Genomic DNA, 23130 nt, shown 5'->3' with positions numbered 1-23130 from the left:
TGTCCATGCGCTACACCCTGGTTGGTCTGGACTGCCCCAGTTGCGCAGCCAAAATAGAACACGAATTGCAACAGATTAAGGGGCTGGAACATGTTGCCATCAACTTTGCCAACCGCACTCTGGAGCTGCCCCCGGAACTGGCAAGGCGGGCCCAGGAGGCTATTTACCGCGTTAAACCCGAAGTAAAGCTGGTGAAATCCAGTGAAGCCAAACAGGCAGGAGAAAATACAAACGGTAAAAGAAACCTTCTCATAACCGGCATCTCGGGCGTCCTTCTGGTTATTGGCTTTCTCTTCCAGGAACCTTTGCACCAGACCCCTTACTCCTGGGCCGAGTACCTGGTCCTGCTTACCGCCTACCTGCTGGCGGGCAGGGAAATCCTCTGGCAAGCCCTGAAAAATCTCGGACGCGGAAAAGTTTTTGACGAGAATTTCCTCATGAGCCTGGCCACCCTCGGGGCCATAGCCATTCACCAGTTGCCCGAAGCGGTGGCGGTAATGCTCTTTTATTCCATCGGGGAGTACTTCCAGGAAAGGGCCGTTAATCGATCCCGCCGCTCGATAGCCGCCCTTCTGGATATCCGTCCTCATTACGCCAATTTGCTGGTGAACGGCGAAACCAGGCAGGTAAAACCGGAGGAAGTGGTAACGGGCCAGATCATTGTGGTCCGCCCGGGCGAAAGGGTGCCCCTGGATGGCGAGGTTCTGGAAGGAGTGTCCTTCGTAGATACCTCGGCGCTGACGGGAGAATCCGTACCACGCAAGGTGGAAAGGGGAGAAAGAGTCCTGGCCGGCATGATCAACGGCCAGGGCCTTCTGACCATAAAGGTAACCAGGCCTTTTAAGGACTCCTCCGTAGCCCGGATCCTGGAACTGGTGGAAAATGCCGCGGCCAGAAAGGCCCCCGTAGAAAAGTTCATCACCACCTTTGCCCGCTACTATACCCCGGCAGTGGTGCTGGGAGCCCTTGCGCTGGCCTTTATACCCCCGCTGGTGGTTCCCGGTGCCACCTTGTCCCAATGGCTCTACCGGGCACTGATTTTCCTGGTCATTTCCTGCCCGTGTGCACTGGTCATTTCCATACCCCTGTCCTATTTTGGCAGCATCGGCCGGGCCTCCTGCCAGGGCATTCTGGTCAAGGGGGCCAATTACCTGGACGCACTGGCCAACCTGCATACGGTGGTCTTTGATAAGACAGGAACCCTCACCCGAGGGGTTTTCCAGGTCAGCCGAGTGGTAGCTCAAAACGGCTTCCAACCGGAGGAAGTGCTGGCTTACGCTGCGGCGGCCGAAGCCTACTCCACCCACCCCGTGGCCCAGTCCATCCGGCAGGCCTGGGGTCGGGAAATTCCCCCGGACAGGGTGAGCGACTACCGGGAAATCCCGGGGCACGGGATCCTGGCACGGGTCGCGGGTAAAAACGTTCTGGTTGGGGGGAACCGTCTCCTGAACCGGGAGGGGATTTCCCATGGCATCTCTTGCGTAGAAGACAACACGGTATTTGTAGCCATTGATAAAACCCTGGCCGGGTACATCGTCATTAACGACGAAATTAAACCCGATGCCCGCCAGGCCATTGCCAGGCTGAAAGCCCTGGGAGTAAAGAACGTGATCATGTTAACCGGCGATGAGGAAAGGACTGCCCACCGGGTGGCCGAAATGCTGGGCATGGATCAGTATTACGCCCAGCTCCTGCCGGAGGACAAGGTACAACGGGTGGAAGAACTTAAGGCCAACCTGCCTGCCCGGCAGAAGCTGGCCTTTGTCGGTGATGGTATCAACGATGCCCCCGTCATTGCCAGGGCCGATGTGGGGGTGGCCATGGGTGGGCTGGGTTCCGATGCGGCCATTGAAGCCGCCGACGTGGTGCTCATGGAGGATGCTCCCTCCAAACTGGCCACGGCCATGGAAATTGCCCGTCACACCAGGACAATTGTCAAACAAAACATCATCCTGGCCCTGGGCATGAAAGCCTTCTTCCTTGGCCTGGGAACCCTGGGGCTGGCCACCATCTGGGAGGCCGTCTTTGCCGACGTGGGGGTCGCCCTGCTGGCCACCCTCAATGCCACGCGGGCTCAAGCCCCTTCCTTGCCGGTGGAGCAAAAGGCACAACCGGTCAGGCATGGCCGGGCCATCAAGGCCTAGGCCCAGGGCGCCGGACCTGTACGAACATAAATAATTGGGCGGCGGTCGTTCCGGAACGGGCGGCCGCCCTTTCCATCGAGTAGTCATTAAACCGAACAGCTTCCATTTTCGTTCCGTAAAGCCACCTCATGGATGTCAGCACAGCGCTTGCGCTTTTCCACAAACCCGATTTTTTCCTTAACCGTCTTTACCCTGGTTTCCAGGTCCCCTTTTACTATGGTGTAGGGTACATTCATGATGTCCAGGAAATTTTTTATCTTGGCATCCACGACTACAGCAAAATCACTGTCCTGGTACCTGATGCCGTCTTTTTCCACATCAAACTCCCGGGGCACGTAAAAGATGTCATACTCGGGCAGGTCGCGCATGGCCCACTCGTATAGTTTCATCAAGGCGTAAACTTCCTTCGGGTTCTTGAAATCACAGCTCAACAAGCCGTACACGTAATTCAAAATGGTGGCGTTGTCGCAGAAAATAATGTCGCAGTAGGAAAGCTCCTCTTCCCGGCGCTTTTGCCCCTCGTATAGCAGAAACTGTTCAAAAATGCTCCTGGGCACCCCGTACCAGGCAATGTATGAGCGGGCAAATTCCAGGCAAACGTCACTTATATAACCGGCCATGCTGTAATCCACATCTAACTGTTTACACAACGTTGTTTTACCCGTACCCGGACCACCAAGAATGGCAATCTTTCTGGTCTTTTTACCCTCGGCCATATTCTCACTCCTCCCTTCTCCAATGTTCGTACTTTAAACATTCGCCGGAGGACCACAGGTTTCCTTTTGCCGGTAAAATGCATAAGATAAAAAAGACCCCTTCCGCCAGCCCGGCGCGAGGGGCCTTTAATGGTCAAACCCCGTTGTTTACTTATGCCCCGTGGGCCCTTTGGGAATGCGGCCGGTACGGATGCATTCGCTGCGCAGCCGCCTGCCGACAATTTTTTCCACCATGCGCCCGATTTCCAGCACCCGGTCCACATCAACCCCCGTGTCAATGCCCATCTCGTCCATCATCACCACCATATCCTCGGTGCAGACCAAGCCAACAATGTTGGGATCCTGGTAGTAATATGAACCGGTACCGGCGACGGGGACGCCGTCGACAAAGTTGGCCGGCTGGCCTCCAATACCGCCCATGGTACTTTCAAAATGGTTGATGCCGGCCAACAGGGCGGCCAGCACATTGGCCAGTCCCCAACCCCGGGTCACATGGAAGTGGGCAATGTGCAGGTCCGGGTTGGGAAAAGCATCCAGAACCATGGAAAAATACTCGTACACCCTGTTGGGCGGGGCGGAACCGTCATGGTCCGCATGCTCAATATCGTCGGCCCCTAGCTCCAGAAAGCGCCTGGTTACCTCGATAGCCGCCTTCATGTCCGTAGGCCCTTCAATGGGACATCCCCAGATGGTGCTCACGGTGCCGTTAAATTTCATCCCCGCATCGTGGGCTTTTTTAATGCAGCGCTCCACTTCCGCCCAGTAGGCCTTGTGGTCCAGGCCGGAGTTCTTAATCTGATGGGGCTCGGAAGTGGACACCATCATGAGAATACGGTCCGGACCGTAACCCTCCTGCCGCGCGCGAATGGCCCGGTCCACCGCCTTTTCCCGGATGGTTACGGCCGTCAGTTCCACCCCGGGCAGTTTATCCTGCACCTTTTTGCTGGTGCGGATGAGCTTGAAAAGCTCCTCCGCATCGGCAAACTGGGGCATTCCCCGGGGGTTACCGAAATTGGTTACCTCTAAACGTTTAAAACCGGCCAGAATCAACTGCTCCAGCACCCACAGTTTGGCCAGGGTGGGGATGAATTTTTCTTCGTGCTGGAAGCCATCCCGCACGGTGATTTCGCCCAGAACCACCTTTTTAGGATATTTTAACTCCGCCATACCCATTCCTCCTCAATCTTATCAATGCTTGAGGAATTACCTGTTCCTGTACACCGGCTTCCTCTTTTCATTGAAGGCGCGCAGGCCCTCGTCCCTGTCTTCCGTAGCCAGGCAAACGTTGTAGCATTCCGCCTCCAGGGCAAAGGCGGTATGCAGATCCAGCTCCAACCCCAAATTGATGGCCCGTTTGGCCTGCTGCAGGGCAATGGGGCCGTTCTGGACTATTTCCTGCATAATCTCCATGGTCCTGGCCATCAGGTTTTCCGCCGGGACCACATAGTTGACCATGCCCAGCCGGTAGGCCTCAGCCGCGGATATGCGCCGCCCGGTAAAAATGAGTTCCTTGGCTTTAGCGCGTCCAATGACCCGCGGCAGCAGCTGGGTCCCTCCCCCAGCCGGAATAACGGCCAGGCTTACTTCCGGCAGGCCAAAGAATGCCTTTTCCGAGGCGATGATAAAATCGCAACCCAGGGCGAATTCGCACCCCCCGCCCAGGGCATAGCCGTTCACCGCCGCCACCAGGGGCTTGGGAAACATGACCACCGCTTCAAAGGCTTTGATAAACAGGGTCCTTTGTTTCTTCACCTCCGCTTTGGTCATGTTCTTTCTTTCTTTTAAATCTGCCCCCACACAAAACGCCCGGTCTCCCTCGGCCGTAAGTACCGCCGCAAACACCTGGTCGTCCAGTTCCAGCTCCTCCAGAGCCGCCACCAGTTCCCGGGCCATCTGCGTGCTCAGGGCATTCAGGGCCTGGGGCCGGTTAAAGAAAATGATCCCGATTTGCCCCCGCTCTACCTTGATGGTTTCGTAATTCATTTCCCCGACCTCCCCTATACCGGATAAACCGGATGCTTGCGCTCGGAAAAATGCTGTCTTTTCGATTCATAAAGATTGAAGCGGGCGATCAATTCCGCCCGTAAATCCCCGGGCCGCACAATATGATCCACCACCAGTTCCGAAGCCAGCCGGTAAATGTCCACATCCTTAAGATATTCCCGTTGTTTTTGCTGGATGAAAGCCGGTCTTTCCTCCGGAGGCAGGGCATTGATCTTGTTCTCGTAAACGGCCTTTACTGCCGCCTGGGGCCCCATCACGGCCACCTGGGCGCTGGGCAGGGCCATACAGCAGTCGGGTTCAAAGGCCGGGCCGCACATGGCGTACAGGCCTGCACCGTAGGCCTTGCGTACAATGACCGAAATTTTGGGCACCGTGGCCTCGGAAACGGCGGAAATCATTTTGGCCCCGTGGCGGATGATGCCCTGTCGCTCCACATATCCGCCGACCATGAATCCCGGGACGTCGGCAAGGAAAAGCAAGGGAATATTAAAGGCGTCGCAAAGGGTAACGAACCGGGCACCCTTATCGGCCGAGTCTACAAAGAGCACGCCCCCCTTTTCCCGGGGCTGGTTGGCCAGCAAGCCCACCACCCGGCCGCCAATGCGGCAGAGGCCGGTAATCAGCTCCGGAGCAAACAGTTTCTTTATTTCAAACCAGGTACCCCGGTCAATTAGCCGGTCAATTACCTCGTACATGTCAAAGGGCTCGCTTTCCCGAGCCGGTACAATATCGGCGATATCCCGTCCTTCTATGGGAGGCTCTTCCATGGCCATGGGCGGCCGGCCCAAATAGTTCTGGGGCATATAGGTCAGGTAGCGGCGGCAGGCTTCAATGGCTTCCGCTTCCGTTTTACAGAGCAGGTCACCGCAGCCGCTGACCGTGCAGTGCATGCGGGCGCCCCCCAGGTCCTCCAGCGTGGTCTTCTCCCCAATGACCATCTCGACCATGCGGGGGGAGCCCAGGTACATGCTGGCATTGCCCTCCACCATGAAAACCACGTCGCAAAAAGCCGGGATATAGGCCCCACCCGCAGCAGAGGGACCGAAGAGCAGGCAAATCTGCGGCACCATGCCCGACATTTTCACTTCGTTGTAAAAGATGGCTCCGGCACCCCGGCGACCGGGAAACATCTCCACCTGGTCGGTAATGCGGGCCCCGGCAGAGTCGACAAGATAGATCATGGGGACCTTCATATCCATGGCCGTCTCCTGGATGCGCAGGATCTTTTCTACCGTGCGCCAACCCCAGGAGCCGGCCTTCACCGTGGAATCATTGGCCATCACACAGACGGTGCGCCCGTGGATCTTGCCTATACCGGTGATCACTCCGTCGGCGGGAAGGTCTTCCGCCAGGTTATTGGCAAACAGGCCGTCCTCGCAGAAAGAGGCGCCGGGATCCAGGAGAAGTTTTAGCCTGTCCCTGGCAAAGAGTTTGCCCTTCTCGGCATTGCTCCGGTGATATTTGGGTGCCCCGCCGGTTTTTATGCGTGACTCCTTTTCCACCAGTTCCGCATCCAGGCTTTTTAAATCCACGCCATCCATGCTCTCATCTCCTCACATTCCTCCTGCTATCACCTGTCTACCAGCTTTCATAAGCTGTTTTTACTTCAATACTGGCCATTTTCATGGATTCCGGCATTGCAAAAGGGCTGCGGGGTGCACGTTTTGGCTCCTGAAACGTAAAAAACTCTTCCCCAGATGCAGGAAAAGCAAGCCTACCAGCAACTTGCCGCTTTATACATATGGTAGCCTTCCGGCAAAGTATTGTTCCTACGGTTTACACCATCCCCCTTTCAACCCGCATTCTTAAGCAACCTTCCGGCCACTGTTTTTGATTGTTTACACGATACAAAGCTGGCGACCGGCAGAAGGAAAAAGACCGGGCCCCTTTATCCCCGGTCTTCCCTTTCTTGTTTTTAACTATAGGTACCCGCTGTAGCTTTGGCCGTATTCGTTTACGGGAGTCCCGAACCGGTTTACATTTGCGCGGGACCCATTCCAGGGGCCATTCTCCCCATAGGACCCTCGGGCCCACGGATGTTGGTAGCTTCCGGTCCCATAGGCGTACCCGTGAAAACAGGATCGAGAGGGTACCAGCCCCGGGAGTGCATCAGATCAAAGATCTGCTTTTGGGTGTTCATTTCCTCATTGTTGATATGGATAAGGGTGTTCCGCACCCGGTCATTGGCCGCTTCCAGCACGGCCATGTGGTAGCCCGTGGAGATCATCTTGGCTCCGGTAAGCATATCGGCTAGGATATCCCGGTCGGAAAACTGCATTGCTAACACCTCCTATGTATGGAAATTGGAAATTAGTGTTGCGCCATGCGCGGCAATCCGGCATCCTGGAGCAGGTTGTTCAGGGTGCTGATATGCCGCTGCCCTTTGTCAATGCACTGCTGCAGCAGGCCCTGGATGGCCGGGTCCCTGGTCTGATTGAGGTAAAAGCGGGCTTTCTTGGTGCACAGTTCCTCAGCCCTTAACTGCTCCATAATGTGAAGCTTCTCCATTTCGGTCATCCGCCAGTGATGCATTTGTTCCACCTCCTCTCGCGGCCTAGTATTTCACAGGAAAAGTATTTTATACCACCTTTTTAAAACACTGTTGTCAAACCCCATAATAAAAAAGGACGGTCGTTCCGGACCCCTTGCCGCATCAGGAACGACCGCCGCTTAAGCGGTGAAGAGGATTTTCATATTTTACGCGTAAATCCGTCGCAGGCCGCACTCCCGGGCAATTTCCACCGCCCGGCGAAACTCCTCCCGGGTAATCCGTCGGGAAAGTTCCGGATAACGGCGGGCTTCGTGGGCCGGGTAATATTGATCCATGATATTTACAAAGGTGTTGGGGGATATTTCCCCGGCCAGGAATTTCATCACCTCCCCGGTACGGGCGAGGTCTCCGGGCATGACCAGGTGACGCACCAAAAGCCCCCGCACGGCAATGCCCCGCTCATCCACCACCAGGTCCCCTACCTGGCGGTGCATTTCCTTAACCGCCTGTTTGGCCACCGTAAAATAGTTGACCGCCCGGGTATAGCGCTCACCAATCTCGTCATCGCCAAACTTGATGTCGGGCATGTAAATATCTACTACCCCGTCCAGTAACTTTAAAGTGTGCAGGGCGTCATATCCACCGGTGTTGTAAACCAGGGGTAGATTTAAGCCATCGCCCGCAGCAATATACAAGGCCTCCAGTATTTGCGGCACATAGTGGCTGGGGGAGACCAAGTTAATGTTATGGCAGCCCATGTCCTGCAATTCCAGCATGGCAGCGGCCAGTTCCCGGGCAGTCAGTTCGCTGCCTTCGCCGTACTGGCTTATGTCACAGTTCTGGCAAAAGCGGCAGGCCAGGTTGCAGTGGGCGAAAAAAATGGTCCCCGAACCATGCCGTCCCACCAGGACATCCTCTTCCCCAAAATGGGGTCCCCAACTGCTCACCGCCGCCAGCCGGCCACCCCGGCAAAACCCCCTCTCTCCCTCCAACCGGTTGACGTGACAGTACTGTGCGCAAACCGTGCAGTCAGCCAGGAGCTCCACCGCCTTTTCCACCCGGGCCGCCAGTTCGTCCGGAAAAAGATCGCGGTAACCCATAGCTCAACCCCCCAATTGCCAATTTCTCCTATTATACCCCCGAACCGGAAGGAGACAATTCGGACACTGGGATAATAAAAAGACAAACCTCCTGCCGGACTGCCGGGGATAGTTTTTTAAAGAAATAGTCCGGAGGAGGTTTGCGTTTTTACCTTACACGTTAAACCGGAAGTTGATAATGTCCCCATCCTGAACAATGTAGTCCTTGCCTTCCAGGCGGGCCAGACCTTTTTCCTTGACCTTAGCCATGGAACCCAGCTGGTAGAGGTCATTAAAAGCCACCACTTCCGCCCGGATAAACCCCCGCTCTATATCGGAATGGATTTTACCGGCAGCTTTTTTGGCATCGATACCCTTGCGAATGGTCCAGGCCTTGACTTCATCCTCCCCAACGGTAAAGAAGGAAATTAAACCCAATTCCTCGTAAGCGGTACGTACCAACCGGTCCGAGCCAAGTTCCTTGACCCCCAGATCAGCCATGAACAGTTCCCGGTCTTCCGGCGACAGCTGGCTGATTTCCATCTCCAACTGACCGCAAATTTCAATGATTTTTAGCCCCCGAGCCGATGCCGCCTCCTCCAGGGCCTCCCGCCCTGAATACCGTCGCGATTTAAATTGCTCTTCATCGGTATTCACTACCAGAATCACGGGTTTTTCGGTTAAAAAATTATAGTGGCGCAGTACCGCCCTTTCTTCTCCGGTAAGCTCCACCCGGTGCAAAGGCACCTCGTTTTCCAGAGCAGCCAGGCACTTTTCCAATACTTCCAGTTCCAAGGCGCCCTCTTTATTAATCTTTTTACCGGATTTAATTCGGCCAATACGCTTTTCCAGCAACTCCATATCGGCCAGGAGCAGCTCCAAACTAACTGTTTCCAGATCCCGCAGGGGATCAATTTCCCCATCCACATGGGGAACATCCGGGTTGGCAAAGGCCCGGAGCACATGAACCAGCAGGTCCACCCCCCGGATACCTTCTAGAAACTGGTTTCCCACTCCCTTGCCCTCACTGGCTCCCCGCACCAGACCGGGCACGTCGCTGCACTGTACCTGGGCGTAAATGGTGCGGCGGGGGTTATACAGGCGGGAAAGAAAATCCACCCGGGGATCCCTCACCCGGGCTATACCTACATTGGTCTCGGTTTTGCCGGTCATAAAGTTTGAAGTCTGTACACCGCTTTCGGTGACCAAATTAAAGATGGTTGTCTTGCCCACCATGGGCAGGCCCACAATGCCAAAACTTAACATCTACTCACCCCATTCTTTTCTATTCTATCAGAGGGATTACGGGGCGAGCAACTCCAGGGCATAGACATCCGTACGCCGGTGACGCAACAAAGGCAGTTCCGAGCGAATCTTCTCAACCAAATCCAGATCTATCTCGGCATAGATAATCTCTTCCCCTTCCCGGGCCATGCTGACCACATTCCCCCACGGATCCACTACCAGGGAGTGACCATAAGCCACATAGGGTGCCATGGGATCCCGGGCCGGAGACGCCCCGATGAAATAGGCCTGGTTATCAATGGCTCGCATGCGGAAAATCAGCTCCCAGTGGGCCGGGCCAGTAGTCATGTTAAAGGCCGCCGGGATCACCACCACCCGGGCTCCTTTTAACACCATCAACCGCATGAGCTCGGGAAAACGGATATCATAGCAGATGGCCACACCCAGGTCGCCCAGTTCAGAGGGAATCACCGTAACCTGATTTCCGGCACCGAGGGTGCTGGATTCCTTAACCGTTAATCCGCTGGCCAGCTCCACATCAAAAAGATGCATCTTTCTGTGTTTCCCCAGTAACCGTCCGTCAGGAGCAAAAATAAAACTGGTGTTGTAAACCTGATCCCCATCCCGTTCCGGCAAGGAGCCACCCACCAGGTAAACCCCTTCCTCCCGGGCTGTCCGGGACAGCATTTGTAAACTGGGCCCTTCCGGGTAACTCTCTGCATACTGGGGAAAAAGTCTGGCTACGTAAGGACAATTAAACATTTCCGGCAGAACCACCAGCCTGGCCCCCCGTTTCGCGGCGCGGCCAATCATTTCCCGCGCGCGAACAAGATTTTTTTCTTTTTCCTGGTGTATGATCATCTGGCATACGGCCACCTTGTACCGTTGCACCTGGGCCACCCCCTTTTATAGAAAAAACCCCTGCTCGTGCAGAGGCTTTTTTCACAGCTTTAAACTTGAATAACTTCTTTAACCTCCGGAATTGCCTGCTTGAGCGACCGCTCAATCCCCATTTTCAGGGTATAGGTGGACATGGGTCACCCGCCACAGGCACCTTTTAACCTGACCTTTACCACCCCATCGGCACCGACATCTACCAGTTCCACGTCGCCGCCGTCCCGCTGCAGGGCAGGGCGAATTTTATTGAGTACTTCCTCAACTTTTTCCCGCAATCCCCTCCCCCCCTTTCTTGATTTTTCTTTCCTGATTTTTAAAGATGGTTAAAGCTAGTATAGGTTTGCCCGTGAAAACTTATTCTCCAGCGTTTTGCCCTACCCTATTTTACCTGCAATTGGTCCTGCTGGCAAGAAGAATTTGCACACAATACAAGCTCCACCGTGGTCTTTTGGGCGGCTTCGGACAGGGCGTGCAATTGACCCGTTATTTTTCTAATCTCGCCCTGCACCCGCTCCAGTTCTGTTAAATCGGAACCAGTTGAGGAAAGGAGTTCTTTTTCCTTCTCCTTTAAAAGGTTCAGGTTTTTTACCAACCCGTTGTATTCCAGGGTGACATTCCGGAAGTTGGTCCGGGGTCCCTTGACCTGTCCCAAACTCTTAAGTTCTTCCTGAAACCCTGGCCAGTATTCATTGGAGATAACGATGACCACTTTAGACTGCCCTTGCGGCTCTTCCGGTCCCGCCAGGGCGTTATATTTTTGCACCAGGTTTAATACTTCTTTTCTGGCTTTACTGATATCGGGTACTTCCAGAATAAGCACGACCTCTTTAATGGTTTTGACACCGGTTTTGACATCGTCCCCACCCGGGGAATCCTCAGGCTCTTGCGCCATTTCAGCCTGGGGAGCATTTAATGCGCTTTTTTCGTCGGCTTTGGCCCGCAGTTCTCCGTTTGAACCAGAACGGCTGGTGCCCGCGGCCCATTTACTTTGTTCCCCGGCAGTTGTTTCCGGCGAACTAAAGGCCATTAATTTTGGGGCATTTTGCCGGGGTGCCGCGGGGGGCGGGTCAGCGTGAACTTTTTCCTTTACGACGCCGCCGGATTGAGGATGCCGGCCGGCAGGACTACCAGTACGCATATTTGCCTGCTGGGATAACTCCCCGCCCTTTCCGTCACCTTCGCGCAGTGTAAAATTTGTCCCGGCACGATCTTCCTGTCCTCCTGCCTGAATTTCCCCGTAACCATCCCCATCTTTAGAAGACCCGGTTCCCGGTTCAAGAGTTTCCGGCCGGAGCCCTGAAGGGGCGGTGCTCACCTCTTTTTTAAGGGAGCGGTTAGCCACGTTTATCGATGGGGCGGTATCCCGGCCCTTCTGCCAGGGCCAAAGGCTCTGCGGAAGGATATGACCGGCCCAAACCGAGGTCAAAGAAAAGACGACCACCAGTATGGCTGCAGCAGCAATAAATTTAGGCCAGCCCAACCGGAACCTGCGCCGTGGAGCGTAGAGACGCTGGCCTTCCAGCTTATGAAGCAACTGCTCCCTAAATAACTCCGGGGGAGACACCTCGGGGAGACCGCGCAGCAGTGTAACACTGGCCACTAAATCTTCCCACTGGCACCGGCAGGTTGCACAGTCCTCTAAATGCGCTTTTATTTGCGCTTGCTGGGAGGGTTCCACTTCACCGTCCAGGTATGCCGAGAGAAGTTCCTGGATCTGCTGACAACGCATATGTCATCCCCCCTTTACTTAACGAGACGTGGCCGGAACACAAAAAGTTCCCGCCGTCCGGATATTTTCTGCCGGAAGGCCTGACGGGCACGGCTAAGGCGGGATTTAACCGTCCCCGGGGAAATGTCCAGGGCCGCAGCTATTTCAGCGTAGGAAAGACCCTGGATCTCCCGCATGACCAGAACCAGCCGGTACTCCTCGGGCAGTTCGTTCAAGCAAGCCTGCACCATTTCCTGAAACTCCCGTCGCGTCAAAACGTCGTCAGGAGAAAGGCTATCTTCAATGGGAGGGAGAGGACCGGTCGGATTAACCGCCATTTCATCCAGCGAGGTTTTTTTATAGCGTTTCTGCCGGCGCAATTCGTCCCGGCACAGGTTGGCGGTAATGCGATAAAGCCAGGTAGTAAAACTGGCTTCGCCCCGGAAGCGGGGCAAAGCCTGGTAAACCCTGATAAAAACCTCCTGAGCCAGGTCGGAGGCATCGCTGTAATTGCCGGTAAAACGGAAGGCAACGGTAAAAACCTTCTTCTCATAACGGCGTACCAGTTCTGAAAAGGCTTCCAGATCGCCTGCAACGGAACGGTCTATTAATTCCCGATCATCCGGGTGCAACAGGATTCACTCCCACCGGGCAAAATATGGCGCTTTTGCCCTAATGAAATATATTCTTCTATAAAAAGGAAAGCCAATCCTGCTCACCCCCGGAAAATGACGGATTTTACCCTGACAATATCACAGACGGATTACACAGGAAAAGGTTGGGGCATTGACAATTCACCGGCGATATGCTAGTATTTAAATTACTGTATGCCGAAGTGGTGGAACTGGCAGACGCGCCGGACTCAAAATCCGGTGGGGCTCACACCCCGTGCGGGTTCGACTCCCGCCTTCGGCACCAGGAAAATCAAGGCTTCCGAGTTATGGAAGCCTTTTATTTTTTATCTAACAACGGGGTAGCTGCCAGCATTTTTGCTAACATTTCAATGTCAATAGTCTATTGCCTTCTATATATTTGGAATTCCACTAATAACACCCGCTCGTGTATTACTCGTGTATTACTCGATGCAGGTAGGTCGTGTTGGCCATTTTTACCTTTGACCCCTCAAGGGGACAAGTGGGTTATGCTATAATTTTGCCTGGCTCGCTTCGCTCGGCCTTGACAGGAACCGACAGCAGCCGGTGTAGTGATACACCGGGCGAGGCAACGGCGATGGGGAGCATTATGGGGGTAAGGAACCGCCTCGCTCCAATCCATTGTACTACTGCTTCCACTGTCAAGGCGGACAAAACTTTCGCATTTCATTCGCTGGTACAGGCAAAGGCATCCGGCGGATAATTTAAGTGCAAGGTCGCAAATAGAGAGTAAAAAATACTCTGGCTTTTTCATAAATTTCGCTGGGATACTACAATTTTCCTGCTAAGAGATTTTTATGTTTTTTGCTAAACTTTTAAACCCATCCCAGATCTGAGAGACAGACAATGGTCCCCTGAAACGCATTATATTTTTCCCTGGGATCGCCAGGGCGGTGCCAGGCCTGGTCTAACTTGTTGAGTAATAAGCATCTGGTTAGGTCGGCGTCATATACAGCCGTAAATCCCGGTTTGATGTGCCCGGTAATGGTTTTAATCGCCTGGTGAACATTCCGTCACTGCTCGAGCTGGTTTTAAGCGATGCAGGAAATCTTTCGCGGGCGTGGAATAGGATGAGATGAAAGTAAAAAGAGCACTTGAGTGAATCTTCGCCTAGCAGAAAATTGCTGGTATAATCCTCCTTGATTTCTGTCAACCATGTTTTTTTAATATTTTTGTCCAGATATTCTTGTAAGGTACACATCTCTCTTGTCCTCCTCGTTATTATGCAAATTCACTTTGGTTATTAAAAGGCCACGACTTTTTGCTTGTTATTGAGATACACGCGGACTGCGGCACCGGCTTGTTCTCTTGCCAGCATTTCCTGGGTTATTATTCCACCACCATCGGACCAATACCTGCCGTCTGGTTTTCAATACTTGGGCGGGCGTGCGCCTTAAGCGATTACTTTTGGGAGCGGTAGTTCGCCTGCCGCTGTGGCTACGGGGCGGTGCAGGTGAACGCCCGCCTGGGAAACCGGTTCAAGAGATGACCGGCTACGGTACTCACCACCAGCCCCCGGGGATGTGGTCGGACGATACTTCTTTGACGCTGTGTCTAGCCCAGAGCCTGGTCGAGGCCGGGTACGATCTGGCGGACGCCGGGAAGAGGTTTGTCCGGTGGTACCGCGAAGGTTACTGAACACCTTACGGCAGGGCTTTCGACATCGACGGTGCCACCCGGCGGGCGATCCTGCGGCTGGAGAGCGGAGTCGATCCCGTCCTGGCCGGCCCGGAAGACGAGATGAGTAACGGCAACGGGTCACTCATTTTCACAAGCTCCCCTACTCCTAACCGGACCGGTCTAAGGAATGGCCTAAAAAGAGGTATCGCCAGCCAGGCAGGAATTTACCTGCCGGCGGAGAAGCTTTTTTAAACTTTATCTGGGGGGCGAGAATTATGCAGAGTAAAATTGCCGCGGCCATGAAGCTCAAGTATTCCCCGGTGGCGATCCTATTAACTAACGAAAAACCTGAAGGTGCACTACAGTTCAAGGAAGGGCGCTGGGGTTGCGTGGTAGCCATGTTCACCGCTGCCGCCAGAGGACGTACGGCGGTGTTTGACCGGAAAACCTTTGGTTGCCTTGGCGGTGGCGTCGGACTGGGATTCGGCAACCAGTATGTTAATTTTCCCGGTGGCATAGAATACTTTATCTCCACCGGCAACAAGGACTTTTGCCGCAGCGAGATAGGGAAAAACCTGGTGCGCAACCTGCCAGCCCTGGAAGAAGGGGAGCGCTACTTTAAATCACCGGAAATAGCAAAGAAGTTCGTGGACGCCCTGCCCATAACTGATGTTCCCACCACCTACGTGGTATTCAAACCTCTGGCAGAAGTAACCCCCGGAGAAACTCCCGCCATTATCGTTTTCCTGGCCAATCCCGACCAACTATCGGCCTTAACTGTGCTGGCCAATTACGAGAGCGGCGGCAGGCTGAACGTCATCGCACCTTTTGGGGCCGGCTGCCATACCATCTTCCTCATTCCCTATGGCGAAAGCAAGTCGGAATATCCCCGGGCGGTAATCGGCCTGACCGATATATCAGCACGCAAGCATGTGGACAGGGACCTCCTATCCTTTGCCGTGCCTTTCAAGATGTTCCTGCAGATGGAAAGCAATGTCGAGGGCAGCTTTTTGGAAAAAGAAAACTGGCTGCAGGTGCTGGAAAGAAACCAGCTAGAGTTGTCAAAGTGATTTGAGACGAAATCGTAAGATCCATACTCAAAGAGGCCGAACACATGCATGGTTTAAACGTTCCTACCAGAGAAATCACTATTTTCCTGCCTGGGTTAACCCTATCCTTTTTGGTGGTCAAAAATGTGGAAGAGTTAATCACAGACCCCGCGGATGAGGATAACATCCCTTTATGGGCCGAAATCTGGCCCGCAGCCAGAGGCCTGGCCCGGTACATCTGGGAAAACATTACCTTCTCCGGCGATACCGTTTTAGAATTAGGTGCCGGGGTTGGTTTGCCGGGCCTGGTCTGCGGACTTAAAGGAGCCAGGGTAACTTTTTCCGACTACAAGCCCGAAGCTTTGCAGCTTTGCCTGGCCAACGCCAGACTTCACGGCGTAGAGGAAGCAGATTGCCTGCTGGCTGACTGGCGGGATTTTAAAATAGACCGGCAATTTGATTGGATTATTGGCTCAGACATTCTCTACGATCCAAAGTTTCACCCTTTTCTGGCCGAGATTTTTTGCCACTGCCTGAGGCCTGGCGGACAGCTCCTTGTCTCCCATCCGGGACGACCGGCCACCTTTGACTTTTTGAAGGAACGGCTTAAGGAAAACTTCCATATGTTAGCCGAAAAAATAATGCCCGTAACCATCGAAGATCCCTATTTCCCCCACTACGACATATTCATACATCACTATGCAATGCGGGCATAGCAGTGTGAAGGCTCCTTTTTGCAAGCAGCCCAAAAGCTCAGGGGCTCCCCTTAATTGGCGAGCCCCTGAACTTTCCTGAGAAAAGGAAGCCTGGTGCAAAACAGGCTGCGAAAAGGTTTATGAATTAAAAGGCCTCTTGTTGAAGACATAAGGTACCATCATGTTTGTCATGTAATTTTAGCCATTTATGGGAAGGGAATGGCTTTCCTCCGGTAAATTACGCGCGTAAGATTTTTTATGGCCCCGGATCAGGCGCAGCTTCGGCTTGGCCTGATCATTTTTAAGCATCTCGGCACGCATCAATTCGACCTGGCAGAATGGTTCTTCCAGGTATCTCGTCACCAAGTGCTTTATCCATTCCCGCATTTCAACCACCCCTTTCGGATCACCTCAGCGGGATTAATTTAATTTTACAAAGGTCCGGCAAGGCGGAAAATAATTTTTCCGCCAATGGACTGTTTAGCCTGGCGAGTTTTTCACAACCTCAGAAAATATACCAAATACTTAGGCGAACTGTTCACAAACCCCGGCCACCACGCTTAAAATACACACAAACCGGAGCAATACCACAGCAGAAAAGAAATCGTGGACTAAATTGCCCACGACACACCTGCAAAACAAAAGGCCCCTGTGTCGCGAACCTCACAGAAGCCCGGTTCCCGGCAAATTTGTGGTGTCGGAGGCGGGACTCGAACCCGCACGGTTTCCCACACGCCCCTCAAACGTGCGCGTCTGCCAGTTCCGCCACTCCGACATCGCATTTTTTATTATACGACTTACAAAGCTCTTCTGTCAAGGGTATAATAATTTTTACAGCTCGCGGCCACGGGTGCGGGGGAAACCCGCCCGGAATCTTACCGGAAAGGGTTGAATGGAGATGCCCAATTCTATATGGCTTTATCGTTTGTACGACGTGGCGGAGGAAATCAAGCTGGACATCGTGGAACAAACGCTGGCCCATACCAAACCCACTTCCAGGCTGCGCCTTTCCCGGGCGCGGCTGAAATCCATACATATCCCCAATCCTCCCGTAACCGTGGAACTGGGGGAAGAATGGATCAAGTTGGGCCAGCGGGATTTCCGCATTCGTTTCACCGGAAAGATTTACGACCTGGGCGTAATCAGCCTGAGCATGCACATTTTGCTTCCTATGGGATTCAGTTATCAGGAGATCAGAGATCTGGCCCTGTATTTATGTGAAAACGAGGAAATGGAAGGGATAACAGAAGGGATTTTCCAGAACAAGCTCGAAGAAGTAATAAAAAGCCTGGGTATAGCCATGATTCACCCGGGACTAAAGGGAGCCGAGGAAGATTATATTTTGTTTTTCTTCCAGGAATGGAACCAGGAGTGGGATCCCGTACCTCTGTTACTGGCCGAACCGGAACCGGTAAGCCCCCAGGTACGCAGGGAAACCTTGCAGCACTCCTTTTCCTATGGCCCGGATGATCTTACCATCATTACCTGGGCCTCAGCTCTGGTATACGACGCAGCCGGCAGCCATGACATCCCCGACTTGCTGGAGTTTGCCCTGACACAACTGCTGGAACTCCGCTACTACGACAACCTGCTCAGTGAAGAAATGGGCAAAATGTACGATGACATTGAAGAAGCCGAAAGGGTTACCCAGTTGCGGCGCCTGGGACACTACCGGCACATTATGAACCGTTTAATGGAACTGGTCGTTGACATAAATGAAATCCTGGAAAGGATTCAAAACTCCCTTAAAGTAACGGAAGACGTTTTCTATGCCCGGGTGTACGGGGCCGCTTTATCCGTTTTCCGTACCAGGGCCTGGGTGGAAAGCATCCAACGCAAACTCTCGGTAATAATGCAAAATTATACCATGCTCAGCAACCGGCTGGTGAATCAGCAGTCCGTTCTGCTGGAACTGGCCATCGTGCTGCTCTTTCTGCTGGAAATCTTTCTTACCCTTCCTTCCCTTATCCACTAGCTTTACTTTGGAGGGCCGTAAACTTTTTACCGAAAATAATCTGAAATACCAGCCTAAGAACAGGAAAACGTACACAAAGGAGTGTTGATGATGAACGACATGAGCCCAGATGTACTTAATTTGCTCGCTTTTTTACAAAACCTGCAAGAAAAAACGGTGCCGGAAATAAGCCAGGCCTGCGCGCAGAAAATCCGTTGCATGGAGCTAACCGGCGATCCCGATCGGGCTCTGGTGGAGCATTTAAAGTCCATGATTCTACTCATCCGGCACCTGCGTCACCCCCCCGTTGCCAGGGATGAAAAGGTGCGGCGCTTTTTAATCGAGTTCTTTACCAGGATACAACAGCATGACCGCCGGGCAAAACATGTCCTCGAGGTTTTGCATAAAATGGACTCCAGCAATCTACAAAGCGGTAGTTCCACTGCTGGTTGATTAGTTACCCGCACCTTCCCGAATGTCATATTTGTCCCCCAATGCTAATATATAGCAAATAGGCAGGTGGACGGTATTCCCCGGCCGGACGAAAACTGGCCGGACCTTTCGGGGAGCGTGTTTTAAAATGACGAGGATACTTTTTGCGGAACACCGGCGGCAAATGCCCCTTCTTCTCAATCACATCCATGAATTGCGGGAAAGGTACCTTCTGCACCGCCCGGTACCTACACTGGCTGTCGTTGGAGCATGTAACGCGGGAAAATCTACTCTGATCAACGCTCTTCTGCAGGAAGAAATTTCACCGGTGGACATCCTGCCGGCCACCCCCTGTCCTCTCTTTTTTTCTTACGGTGAAACTTTTTCCGTGTACGCAGACGGCAGGTTTAAACACAGCCAATCGGGGCAAGCACTGTTCTCCCTGCTGCGTCAAAAAAACATCCGCGTCAACCGGGTTGAAATCACCCTGCCCAACCCCTGGCTAAAAAAGTGCACCTTAATTGATACCCCGGGGCTGGATACCGCCAACCAGAACCGGTTGCTTGAAAAAATCGTTCCCGCGGCAGATTTTATCCTCTACCTGTTCCATCAGCGGGGCCCTGACGAACAGGATCGTTATTTCCTGTATCGCTTGAAGGGGAGCCCGTTCCTCCACAGCTTTAATCGTATTTCCTTCTGGGTCAACAGCAACTGCGGCCATCCGGACGGTAGTGCTCTTGTTGCTGCCCGGACTGCTGTAGGGGAAATTTTCGGCGGGGAGGTACCGGTCAACTACCTGAACACTAAAAATAAAGAAAGCGTCGAAAACCTGCGGCTGTTTATGGAGGCAGAGCTGGCCTCTTTGGCATTAAAGGAACTTGAAAAGTTGTTCAAAGAAGAAGACAAGCATATTCCCCGCCAGCTGGCCAGGACGCTTTCCATCAAGGAAGACGGGCTGTTTCTCAACATGTTCTGGGATATTCACGAACGCGCCCGAACCGCACTGGAAACCGGACAACTATCCGCGATATTGCAGCAAATGCGCTCGGAGAGCCGGGAAAGACTGGCCGCGTATAATCAAAAAGTGCTCCCGGCACCGTTACCCCCCGCTGTGAGAAGGGAAACGTGGCAGGCAGTCAATTTTTCATTGATTAAGGAGCGCCTGCTCAATTTACTGCAGCGTTTACTAAAAGACCCGGCTCTACAGTCGCTTCCCACCAGGGAACACCTGAGGGAACTGGCCAAAAGCATGGCCAACGACCGCTTCTTTATCACCCTCTGGGGACCCTTTTCCTCGGGGAAAAGCACTTTTCTCAATGCCCTGATGCAGGAAGTCCTGCTGCCGGCCCAGGATAAATCCACCACTTCCTCCCTTGTCCGGTTAAACCACGGGCCGGAAAAGCTGGCCGTAGCCCACTACCCCTTGCAGGCAACCCTCTTCCTTCTGGATGAAAGGGACGGGGAAGTTTTCTTATGCCGGGAAGAGCTGGTCACCCTGAACCGCTGGCTGAACAACCCCCAATTCCTGAAAAATCTCAGGGAAATTGAGGTCTACACCGGCGGTAAATTTCTGAGGGTGAACATAGCAGAGTTATCAACACTCCTGGCCCAAACCCAAAACCTTTTCCGCCCGCGGACCTTCCCGGCGGGCATTAACAGCCACATTCCGGCCATTACCCGTTCCATACCGGCAAAACGGGCCATCCGGGCGGTAACGGCAGTTCGCCTTTCCTTTTATCACGCCCGGGAGAAAACCTTTCGCCTGGCGGATCCTGGCGAACTGGCGGAATTTAAACACTTGACCGTCACCCCCGAAGAGGCCATGCTTGTGGACGGAATTGACATCTACCATCCCGCTGAAATGTTCAAACTGGCCACCTTTATAGATACTCCGGGAATAGACTCGGTGCACACCCGCTACGCAAAAACTGTAGCAGGATGGCTGAACAAAAGTGACGTGCACCTGGTCTTTTTTAACGGCCGGCATATGCTTTCCCCCGCCCACCGGGATTTTCTCCGGCATACGGCCTTCCCGGAAAAACTTCGGGAGAACTGTTTTTGCGTGATTAATTTTGCTGATACCTTAAACCGAAATGAAAAAGAGCGGATGGCGGCGTTCCTGCGGCGGGAACTGGCCCCGCCAGCGCCCCTGGAAATCCATTTCATTTCCGCCCTGGATGCTCTAAGGGATAAACACAACTTCGCCTTTAACCAGTTTCTGCGCCGCCTGGAGTGGTTTATCCTCACCCAACGGGGCGAGAAAGTACTCCTGCGCCGCATCGAGCAAATAAAGGAGCTGCTAACCATGGAGGGTTACGAATCATCCCCAACCGGGCGGGTGCTGGAGAAATATTGCCGGGAGCTGGAGGAAATCCGGCAGATACTCAAGCAACCGGGAGGTTATCGCTTATGGAAAATGCCCGCATCCTTGAGGAAAGGTTAAAGCGCATTATCCGCGAGGTAAGCAATCAAACCGGAAATGAAATCAAACAAAACTTGCTGTCGGATTTGGAAAAAGAAGTGGCAACTATCGTCCGCCAGAATTCCCACCAGGAAATAACCCGCTTCCTAACCCTGCTCAAAGGGGCCATTCATCAAATTTAGGGAGGGATTTTCATGTCCGTCAGGCAAACGGCCCAGGATGAAGCGATTCAGGCGTTGATGAAAGAAATCCTGATGGCCCTGCGGGAAAAATTACTGCAATCTTTCGTCCAGGAGATAAACCAGCTGTCCCGTGCCATAGGTGAACTGCAGGAACAGCAAACTGCTTTTTACCGGGAAACCCGGGAATTAATCAACCAGCTGGAAAACCGGGTTACGGAAACCCCCCTGGTTACACTCACTGCCCTGCGGGATGCCATTCAGCAGGCAAAGGAGGGTTAACACCATGGCCGCCGCACAGGGCAAGGAAAAAGAGGTGGTGGACTCCCTGGCCCAAACCATCCGCCAGCGGATCGTCACCCCCGCCGAAAGGCGGTTTAAGGAGCTCAACGGGCAGGTAACCAGTTTGAACGCCGCCCTGCACGATAGATACCAGGAGTGGCGCTCGGCCATGGAGGAACTGGAAAAACGCGTCACCCGCCTGGAACAGGAACTTTCCCAGGCAGAAAAGCAAATCCGGGGACTGGCCATTGCCCTCGCCCTGCTCCTGGCCGGAGCCAGTTTTTTGTTCCTCAGAGGGTGGTAGACGAAAATTTGCCTTTCCGGTAGGAAAACGAAATACAGAAATAGAAGAATATCCAGCAATCCAATCTGCCCGGCGGGGGTATTCAAGTTGTATCCTCAAACCCACGTTTACTTCGCGGAAAGAGTCTGCGGGGAACTTTCCGATGCTCTGGTTTTAGGCAGCATTTTCCCCGATATGATTGCCGCCCTGGCCCCCGGCCGCGAAGAAAGTCATGGACGGGGGAAAGAGTTGCTGGCCACCCTGGAGGACGACCCCCAGCTGAGGGATTTTGCCCGGGGGGTACTGACCCACGGGGTAACCCCGGAGGGCCTGGATTACTACGGGGACGAAAAATACCTTCACTACGAACGGGGTTACTGCTTTGAAAAGGGCCGCCCTATAGTAGAGGAGACCATCCGGGCATGCAACCTGCCTCCGGCCATGGGCTGGTGGAAAAGCCATAACATCGTGGAGATGGGTATTGAACTCATCACCGGCGAGGGTGGCTTTTACGGCCGGGCCCTGGCCGCCGCCTTTAGCAATGCCGTCCTGATCGACAAAATCAGCCGACAAGTGGCCCCGCTATACGGAGTGGAGCCCCGCCGGCTCTACCAGCGCATCCACAACTTTCCCCACTACATTGAAATTGCCAGGGTTACCCCCCGCACTCTGGCAACCAAGTATGATGTGCAAATGTTTTACAAACACCGCATCCACATCGACATCGAGCGGACAGCTCGGCTTATTGCCACGGCCCGGCATATCGTGGAAGCGGACCTGGAGGAATTTTTCAAGTACGCGGAAGAACAGGTACGGCAGAACATGCTCATAGCAGGAGTTTAGAGCTATGCCAAAAATCCCGGCATGCTTAACCGGGATTTTTTATTTAGAAACTTACGTTAACGCCGGTCCCAGGGCAACCGATTTTACCACTACCCCTTCGATTTGCTGCAAATCCTGCTCCAGAGTCTTGCGCTCGCTTTCATCGGCCTCCATGGTCAGGGTGATAATCCCCCGCCTGCGGCTGGGATCCGGAATCCCCGACCGGCTTAAAATCCTGGAACCGTGCCTGGTAAGCACCTGCTGCACCTCCGGCGCCCTGTCTGCCCGCCCATCAACCAAAATCCCCACCACACAAATATCCTTTTGCATAACCACCATCCTCCCTCCTTGACTTTCTTTCCCTGAACATGAGGACCTATCCTAGTATTTACCCCGCTGGTAGTTTTTATTTCAAAGGATGAGCAGAATGAGGTAATTGCTCCAAGCTCTGGATA

At 53.6% G+C, this 23130-nt stretch carries 25 protein-coding genes and 2 tRNA genes; 12 read left to right on the top strand and 15 right to left on the bottom strand.

Annotated features, from left to right (window positions below):
• Window positions 1-5: 5 nt before the first annotated feature.
• Window positions 6-2144, top strand: a complete 2139-nt coding sequence (locus tag BUA65_RS11580) for a heavy metal translocating P-type ATPase (RefSeq protein ID WP_072869828.1) — start codon at window positions 6-8, stop codon at window positions 2142-2144.
• Window positions 2145-2230: 86 nt separating this feature from the next.
• Here the strand turns inward: BUA65_RS11580 and BUA65_RS11575 are convergent, their stop codons facing one another.
• The 12 genes from BUA65_RS11575 to BUA65_RS11515 all read right to left on the bottom strand — a co-directional run bounded on the left by BUA65_RS11575 (window position 2231) and on the right by BUA65_RS11515 (window position 12916).
• A complete protein-coding gene (locus BUA65_RS11575; protein ID WP_072869827.1) occupies window positions 2231-2860 on the bottom strand; it encodes an ATP/GTP-binding protein in 630 nt (209 codons plus the stop codon).
• A gap of 147 nt (window positions 2861-3007) precedes the next feature.
• On the bottom strand, window positions 3008-4027 hold the full coding sequence (locus tag BUA65_RS11570) for a hydroxymethylglutaryl-CoA lyase-like TIM-barrel protein (RefSeq protein ID WP_072869825.1): 1020 nt from the start codon (window positions 4025-4027) through the stop codon (window positions 3008-3010).
• Window positions 4028-4063: 36 nt separating this feature from the next.
• A complete protein-coding gene (locus BUA65_RS11565) occupies window positions 4064-4843 on the bottom strand; it encodes an enoyl-CoA hydratase-related protein (RefSeq protein ID WP_072869823.1) in 780 nt (259 codons plus the stop codon).
• Between the two features lie 14 nt (window positions 4844-4857).
• Window positions 4858-6405 carry an acyl-CoA carboxylase subunit beta gene (locus BUA65_RS11560; protein ID WP_072869821.1) on the bottom strand — a complete coding sequence of 516 codons (1548 nt, stop codon included), beginning with the start codon at window positions 6403-6405 and terminating at the stop codon, window positions 4858-4860.
• 434 nt (window positions 6406-6839) lie between these two features.
• Window positions 6840-7142, bottom strand: coding sequence for a spore coat protein (locus tag BUA65_RS11555; protein WP_072869820.1), 303 nt, complete (start codon window positions 7140-7142; stop codon window positions 6840-6842).
• 32 nt (window positions 7143-7174) lie between these two features.
• Window positions 7175-7396, bottom strand: a complete 222-nt coding sequence (locus BUA65_RS11550) for a YvdQ family spore coat protein (protein WP_013821634.1) — start codon at window positions 7394-7396, stop codon at window positions 7175-7177.
• Between the two features lie 165 nt (window positions 7397-7561).
• Window positions 7562-8455 carry a radical SAM protein gene (locus BUA65_RS11545; RefSeq protein WP_072869818.1) on the bottom strand — a complete coding sequence of 298 codons (894 nt, stop codon included), beginning with the start codon at window positions 8453-8455 and terminating at the stop codon, window positions 7562-7564.
• Window positions 8456-8608: 153 nt separating this feature from the next.
• Window positions 8609-9700, bottom strand: a complete 1092-nt coding sequence (gene ychF / locus BUA65_RS11540; protein WP_072869816.1) for a redox-regulated ATPase YchF — start codon at window positions 9698-9700, stop codon at window positions 8609-8611.
• Window positions 9701-9736: 36 nt separating this feature from the next.
• The gene (locus BUA65_RS11535; RefSeq protein WP_072869814.1) at window positions 9737-10570 is read right to left on the bottom strand and encodes a carbon-nitrogen hydrolase family protein; all 834 of its coding nucleotides are present in this window, start codon (window positions 10568-10570) and stop codon (window positions 9737-9739) included.
• A 59-nt stretch (window positions 10571-10629) separates the two neighbouring features.
• Window positions 10630-10851, bottom strand: a complete 222-nt coding sequence (locus BUA65_RS17920; protein WP_013821630.1) for a NifU family protein — start codon at window positions 10849-10851, stop codon at window positions 10630-10632.
• A gap of 104 nt (window positions 10852-10955) precedes the next feature.
• Window positions 10956-12305, bottom strand: coding sequence for a zf-HC2 domain-containing protein (locus BUA65_RS11520; RefSeq protein ID WP_072869811.1), 1350 nt, complete (start codon window positions 12303-12305; stop codon window positions 10956-10958).
• Window positions 12306-12319: 14 nt separating this feature from the next.
• Window positions 12320-12916, bottom strand: coding sequence for an RNA polymerase sigma factor (locus BUA65_RS11515; protein WP_072869809.1), 597 nt, complete (start codon window positions 12914-12916; stop codon window positions 12320-12322).
• Between the two features lie 197 nt (window positions 12917-13113).
• On the opposite strand from BUA65_RS11515, the gene BUA65_RS11510 reads away from it, so the two are divergent.
• From BUA65_RS11510 to BUA65_RS11490, 4 genes are all read left to right on the top strand, one after another.
• Window positions 13114-13202: transfer RNA gene (locus BUA65_RS11510), tRNA-Leu, on the top strand.
• Window positions 13203-14323: 1121 nt separating this feature from the next.
• On the top strand, window positions 14324-14575 hold the full coding sequence (locus BUA65_RS18855) for an ADP-ribosylglycohydrolase family protein (RefSeq protein ID WP_242656317.1): 252 nt from the start codon (window positions 14324-14326) through the stop codon (window positions 14573-14575).
• Window positions 14576-14832: 257 nt separating this feature from the next.
• The gene (locus BUA65_RS11495) at window positions 14833-15627 is read left to right on the top strand and encodes a DUF169 domain-containing protein (protein WP_072869806.1); all 795 of its coding nucleotides are present in this window, start codon (window positions 14833-14835) and stop codon (window positions 15625-15627) included.
• Between the two features lie 44 nt (window positions 15628-15671).
• Window positions 15672-16322 carry a class I SAM-dependent methyltransferase gene (locus BUA65_RS11490; protein WP_072869805.1) on the top strand — a complete coding sequence of 217 codons (651 nt, stop codon included), beginning with the start codon at window positions 15672-15674 and terminating at the stop codon, window positions 16320-16322.
• Window positions 16323-16499: 177 nt separating this feature from the next.
• Here BUA65_RS11490 and BUA65_RS11485 read toward each other — a convergent pair whose 3' ends face one another.
• Complete coding sequence (locus tag BUA65_RS11485; RefSeq protein WP_131821491.1) at window positions 16500-16688, bottom strand: hypothetical protein; 189 nt, start codon at window positions 16686-16688, stop codon at window positions 16500-16502.
• Between the two features lie 305 nt (window positions 16689-16993).
• Window positions 16994-17076, bottom strand: a tRNA-Leu gene (locus BUA65_RS11480).
• Window positions 17077-17199: 123 nt separating this feature from the next.
• Here BUA65_RS11480 and BUA65_RS11475 point away from each other — a divergent pair.
• The 7 genes from BUA65_RS11475 to BUA65_RS11445 all read left to right on the top strand — a co-directional run bounded on the left by BUA65_RS11475 (window position 17200) and on the right by BUA65_RS11445 (window position 22696).
• Window positions 17200-18276 (top strand): hypothetical protein, encoded by a 1077-nt coding sequence (locus BUA65_RS11475; RefSeq protein ID WP_072869844.1) that lies wholly within the window; start codon window positions 17200-17202, stop codon window positions 18274-18276.
• Window positions 18277-18366: 90 nt separating this feature from the next.
• Entirely contained in the window at window positions 18367-18708 is a 342-nt protein-coding gene (locus BUA65_RS11470; protein WP_072869802.1) for a hypothetical protein, read from the top strand.
• A gap of 127 nt (window positions 18709-18835) precedes the next feature.
• Window positions 18836-21130, top strand: a complete 2295-nt coding sequence (locus tag BUA65_RS11465) for a dynamin family protein (RefSeq protein ID WP_072869800.1) — start codon at window positions 18836-18838, stop codon at window positions 21128-21130.
• Window positions 21097-21291, top strand: coding sequence for a hypothetical protein (locus BUA65_RS11460; protein ID WP_072869799.1), 195 nt, complete (start codon window positions 21097-21099; stop codon window positions 21289-21291). Before BUA65_RS11465 ends, BUA65_RS11460 begins: the two co-directional genes overlap by 34 nt.
• Before the next feature lie 12 nt (window positions 21292-21303).
• Window positions 21304-21570 carry a hypothetical protein gene (locus BUA65_RS11455; RefSeq protein ID WP_072869797.1) on the top strand — a complete coding sequence of 89 codons (267 nt, stop codon included), beginning with the start codon at window positions 21304-21306 and terminating at the stop codon, window positions 21568-21570.
• A 4-nt stretch (window positions 21571-21574) separates the two neighbouring features.
• Window positions 21575-21874, top strand: a complete 300-nt coding sequence (locus BUA65_RS11450) for a hypothetical protein (protein WP_072869796.1) — start codon at window positions 21575-21577, stop codon at window positions 21872-21874.
• Window positions 21875-21961: 87 nt separating this feature from the next.
• The gene (locus BUA65_RS11445) at window positions 21962-22696 is read left to right on the top strand and encodes a hypothetical protein (protein ID WP_072869794.1); all 735 of its coding nucleotides are present in this window, start codon (window positions 21962-21964) and stop codon (window positions 22694-22696) included.
• Between the two features lie 51 nt (window positions 22697-22747).
• On the opposite strand, the gene BUA65_RS11440 is transcribed toward BUA65_RS11445, so the two are convergent.
• Window positions 22748-23005: a hypothetical protein gene (locus tag BUA65_RS11440; RefSeq protein ID WP_072869842.1), complete on the bottom strand. Its 258-nt coding sequence runs from the start codon at window positions 23003-23005 to the stop codon at window positions 22748-22750.
• Between the last annotated feature and the right edge of the window lie 125 nt (window positions 23006-23130).

Source organism: Desulfofundulus thermosubterraneus DSM 16057 (assembly GCF_900142025.1).
Lineage (GTDB): Bacteria > Bacillota > Desulfotomaculia > Desulfotomaculales > Desulfovirgulaceae > Desulfofundulus > Desulfofundulus thermosubterraneus.
This window is presented reverse-complemented; position numbering and strand designations above follow the sequence as displayed.

Coding starts and splice junctions, on each gene's coding strand:
- BUA65_RS11575 (WP_072869827.1), bottom strand. CDS start 2,860: ATGGCCGAGGGTAAAAAGACCAGAAAGATTGCCATTCTTGGTGGTCCG.
- BUA65_RS11450 (WP_072869796.1), top strand. CDS start 21,575: ATGGCCGCCGCACAGGGCAAGGAAAAAGAGGTGGTGGACTCCCTGGCC.
- BUA65_RS11490 (WP_072869805.1), top strand. CDS start 15,672: ATGCATGGTTTAAACGTTCCTACCAGAGAAATCACTATTTTCCTGCCT.
- BUA65_RS11475 (WP_072869844.1), top strand. CDS start 17,200: ATGCCCAATTCTATATGGCTTTATCGTTTGTACGACGTGGCGGAGGAA.
- BUA65_RS11565 (WP_072869823.1), bottom strand. CDS start 4,843: ATGAATTACGAAACCATCAAGGTAGAGCGGGGGCAAATCGGGATCATT.
- BUA65_RS11440 (WP_072869842.1), bottom strand. CDS start 23,005: ATGCAAAAGGATATTTGTGTGGTGGGGATTTTGGTTGATGGGCGGGCA.
- BUA65_RS11570 (WP_072869825.1), bottom strand. CDS start 4,027: ATGGCGGAGTTAAAATATCCTAAAAAGGTGGTTCTGGGCGAAATCACC.
- BUA65_RS11495 (WP_072869806.1), top strand. CDS start 14,833: ATGCAGAGTAAAATTGCCGCGGCCATGAAGCTCAAGTATTCCCCGGTG.
- BUA65_RS11470 (WP_072869802.1), top strand. CDS start 18,367: ATGAACGACATGAGCCCAGATGTACTTAATTTGCTCGCTTTTTTACAA.
- BUA65_RS11455 (WP_072869797.1), top strand. CDS start 21,304: ATGTCCGTCAGGCAAACGGCCCAGGATGAAGCGATTCAGGCGTTGATG.
- BUA65_RS11520 (WP_072869811.1), bottom strand. CDS start 12,305: ATGCGTTGTCAGCAGATCCAGGAACTTCTCTCGGCATACCTGGACGGT.
- BUA65_RS11545 (WP_072869818.1), bottom strand. CDS start 8,455: ATGGGTTACCGCGATCTTTTTCCGGACGAACTGGCGGCCCGGGTGGAA.
- BUA65_RS11560 (WP_072869821.1), bottom strand. CDS start 6,405: ATGGATGGCGTGGATTTAAAAAGCCTGGATGCGGAACTGGTGGAAAAG.
- ychF (WP_072869816.1), bottom strand. CDS start 9,700: ATGTTAAGTTTTGGCATTGTGGGCCTGCCCATGGTGGGCAAGACAACC.
- BUA65_RS11580 (WP_072869828.1), top strand. CDS start 6: ATGCGCTACACCCTGGTTGGTCTGGACTGCCCCAGTTGCGCAGCCAAA.
- BUA65_RS11460 (WP_072869799.1), top strand. CDS start 21,097: ATGGAAAATGCCCGCATCCTTGAGGAAAGGTTAAAGCGCATTATCCGC.
- BUA65_RS11485 (WP_131821491.1), bottom strand. CDS start 16,688: ATGCGGGAATGGATAAAGCACTTGGTGACGAGATACCTGGAAGAACCA.
- BUA65_RS11550 (WP_013821634.1), bottom strand. CDS start 7,396: ATGCATCACTGGCGGATGACCGAAATGGAGAAGCTTCACATTATGGAG.
- BUA65_RS11555 (WP_072869820.1), bottom strand. CDS start 7,142: ATGCAGTTTTCCGACCGGGATATCCTAGCCGATATGCTTACCGGAGCC.
- BUA65_RS11465 (WP_072869800.1), top strand. CDS start 18,836: ATGACGAGGATACTTTTTGCGGAACACCGGCGGCAAATGCCCCTTCTT.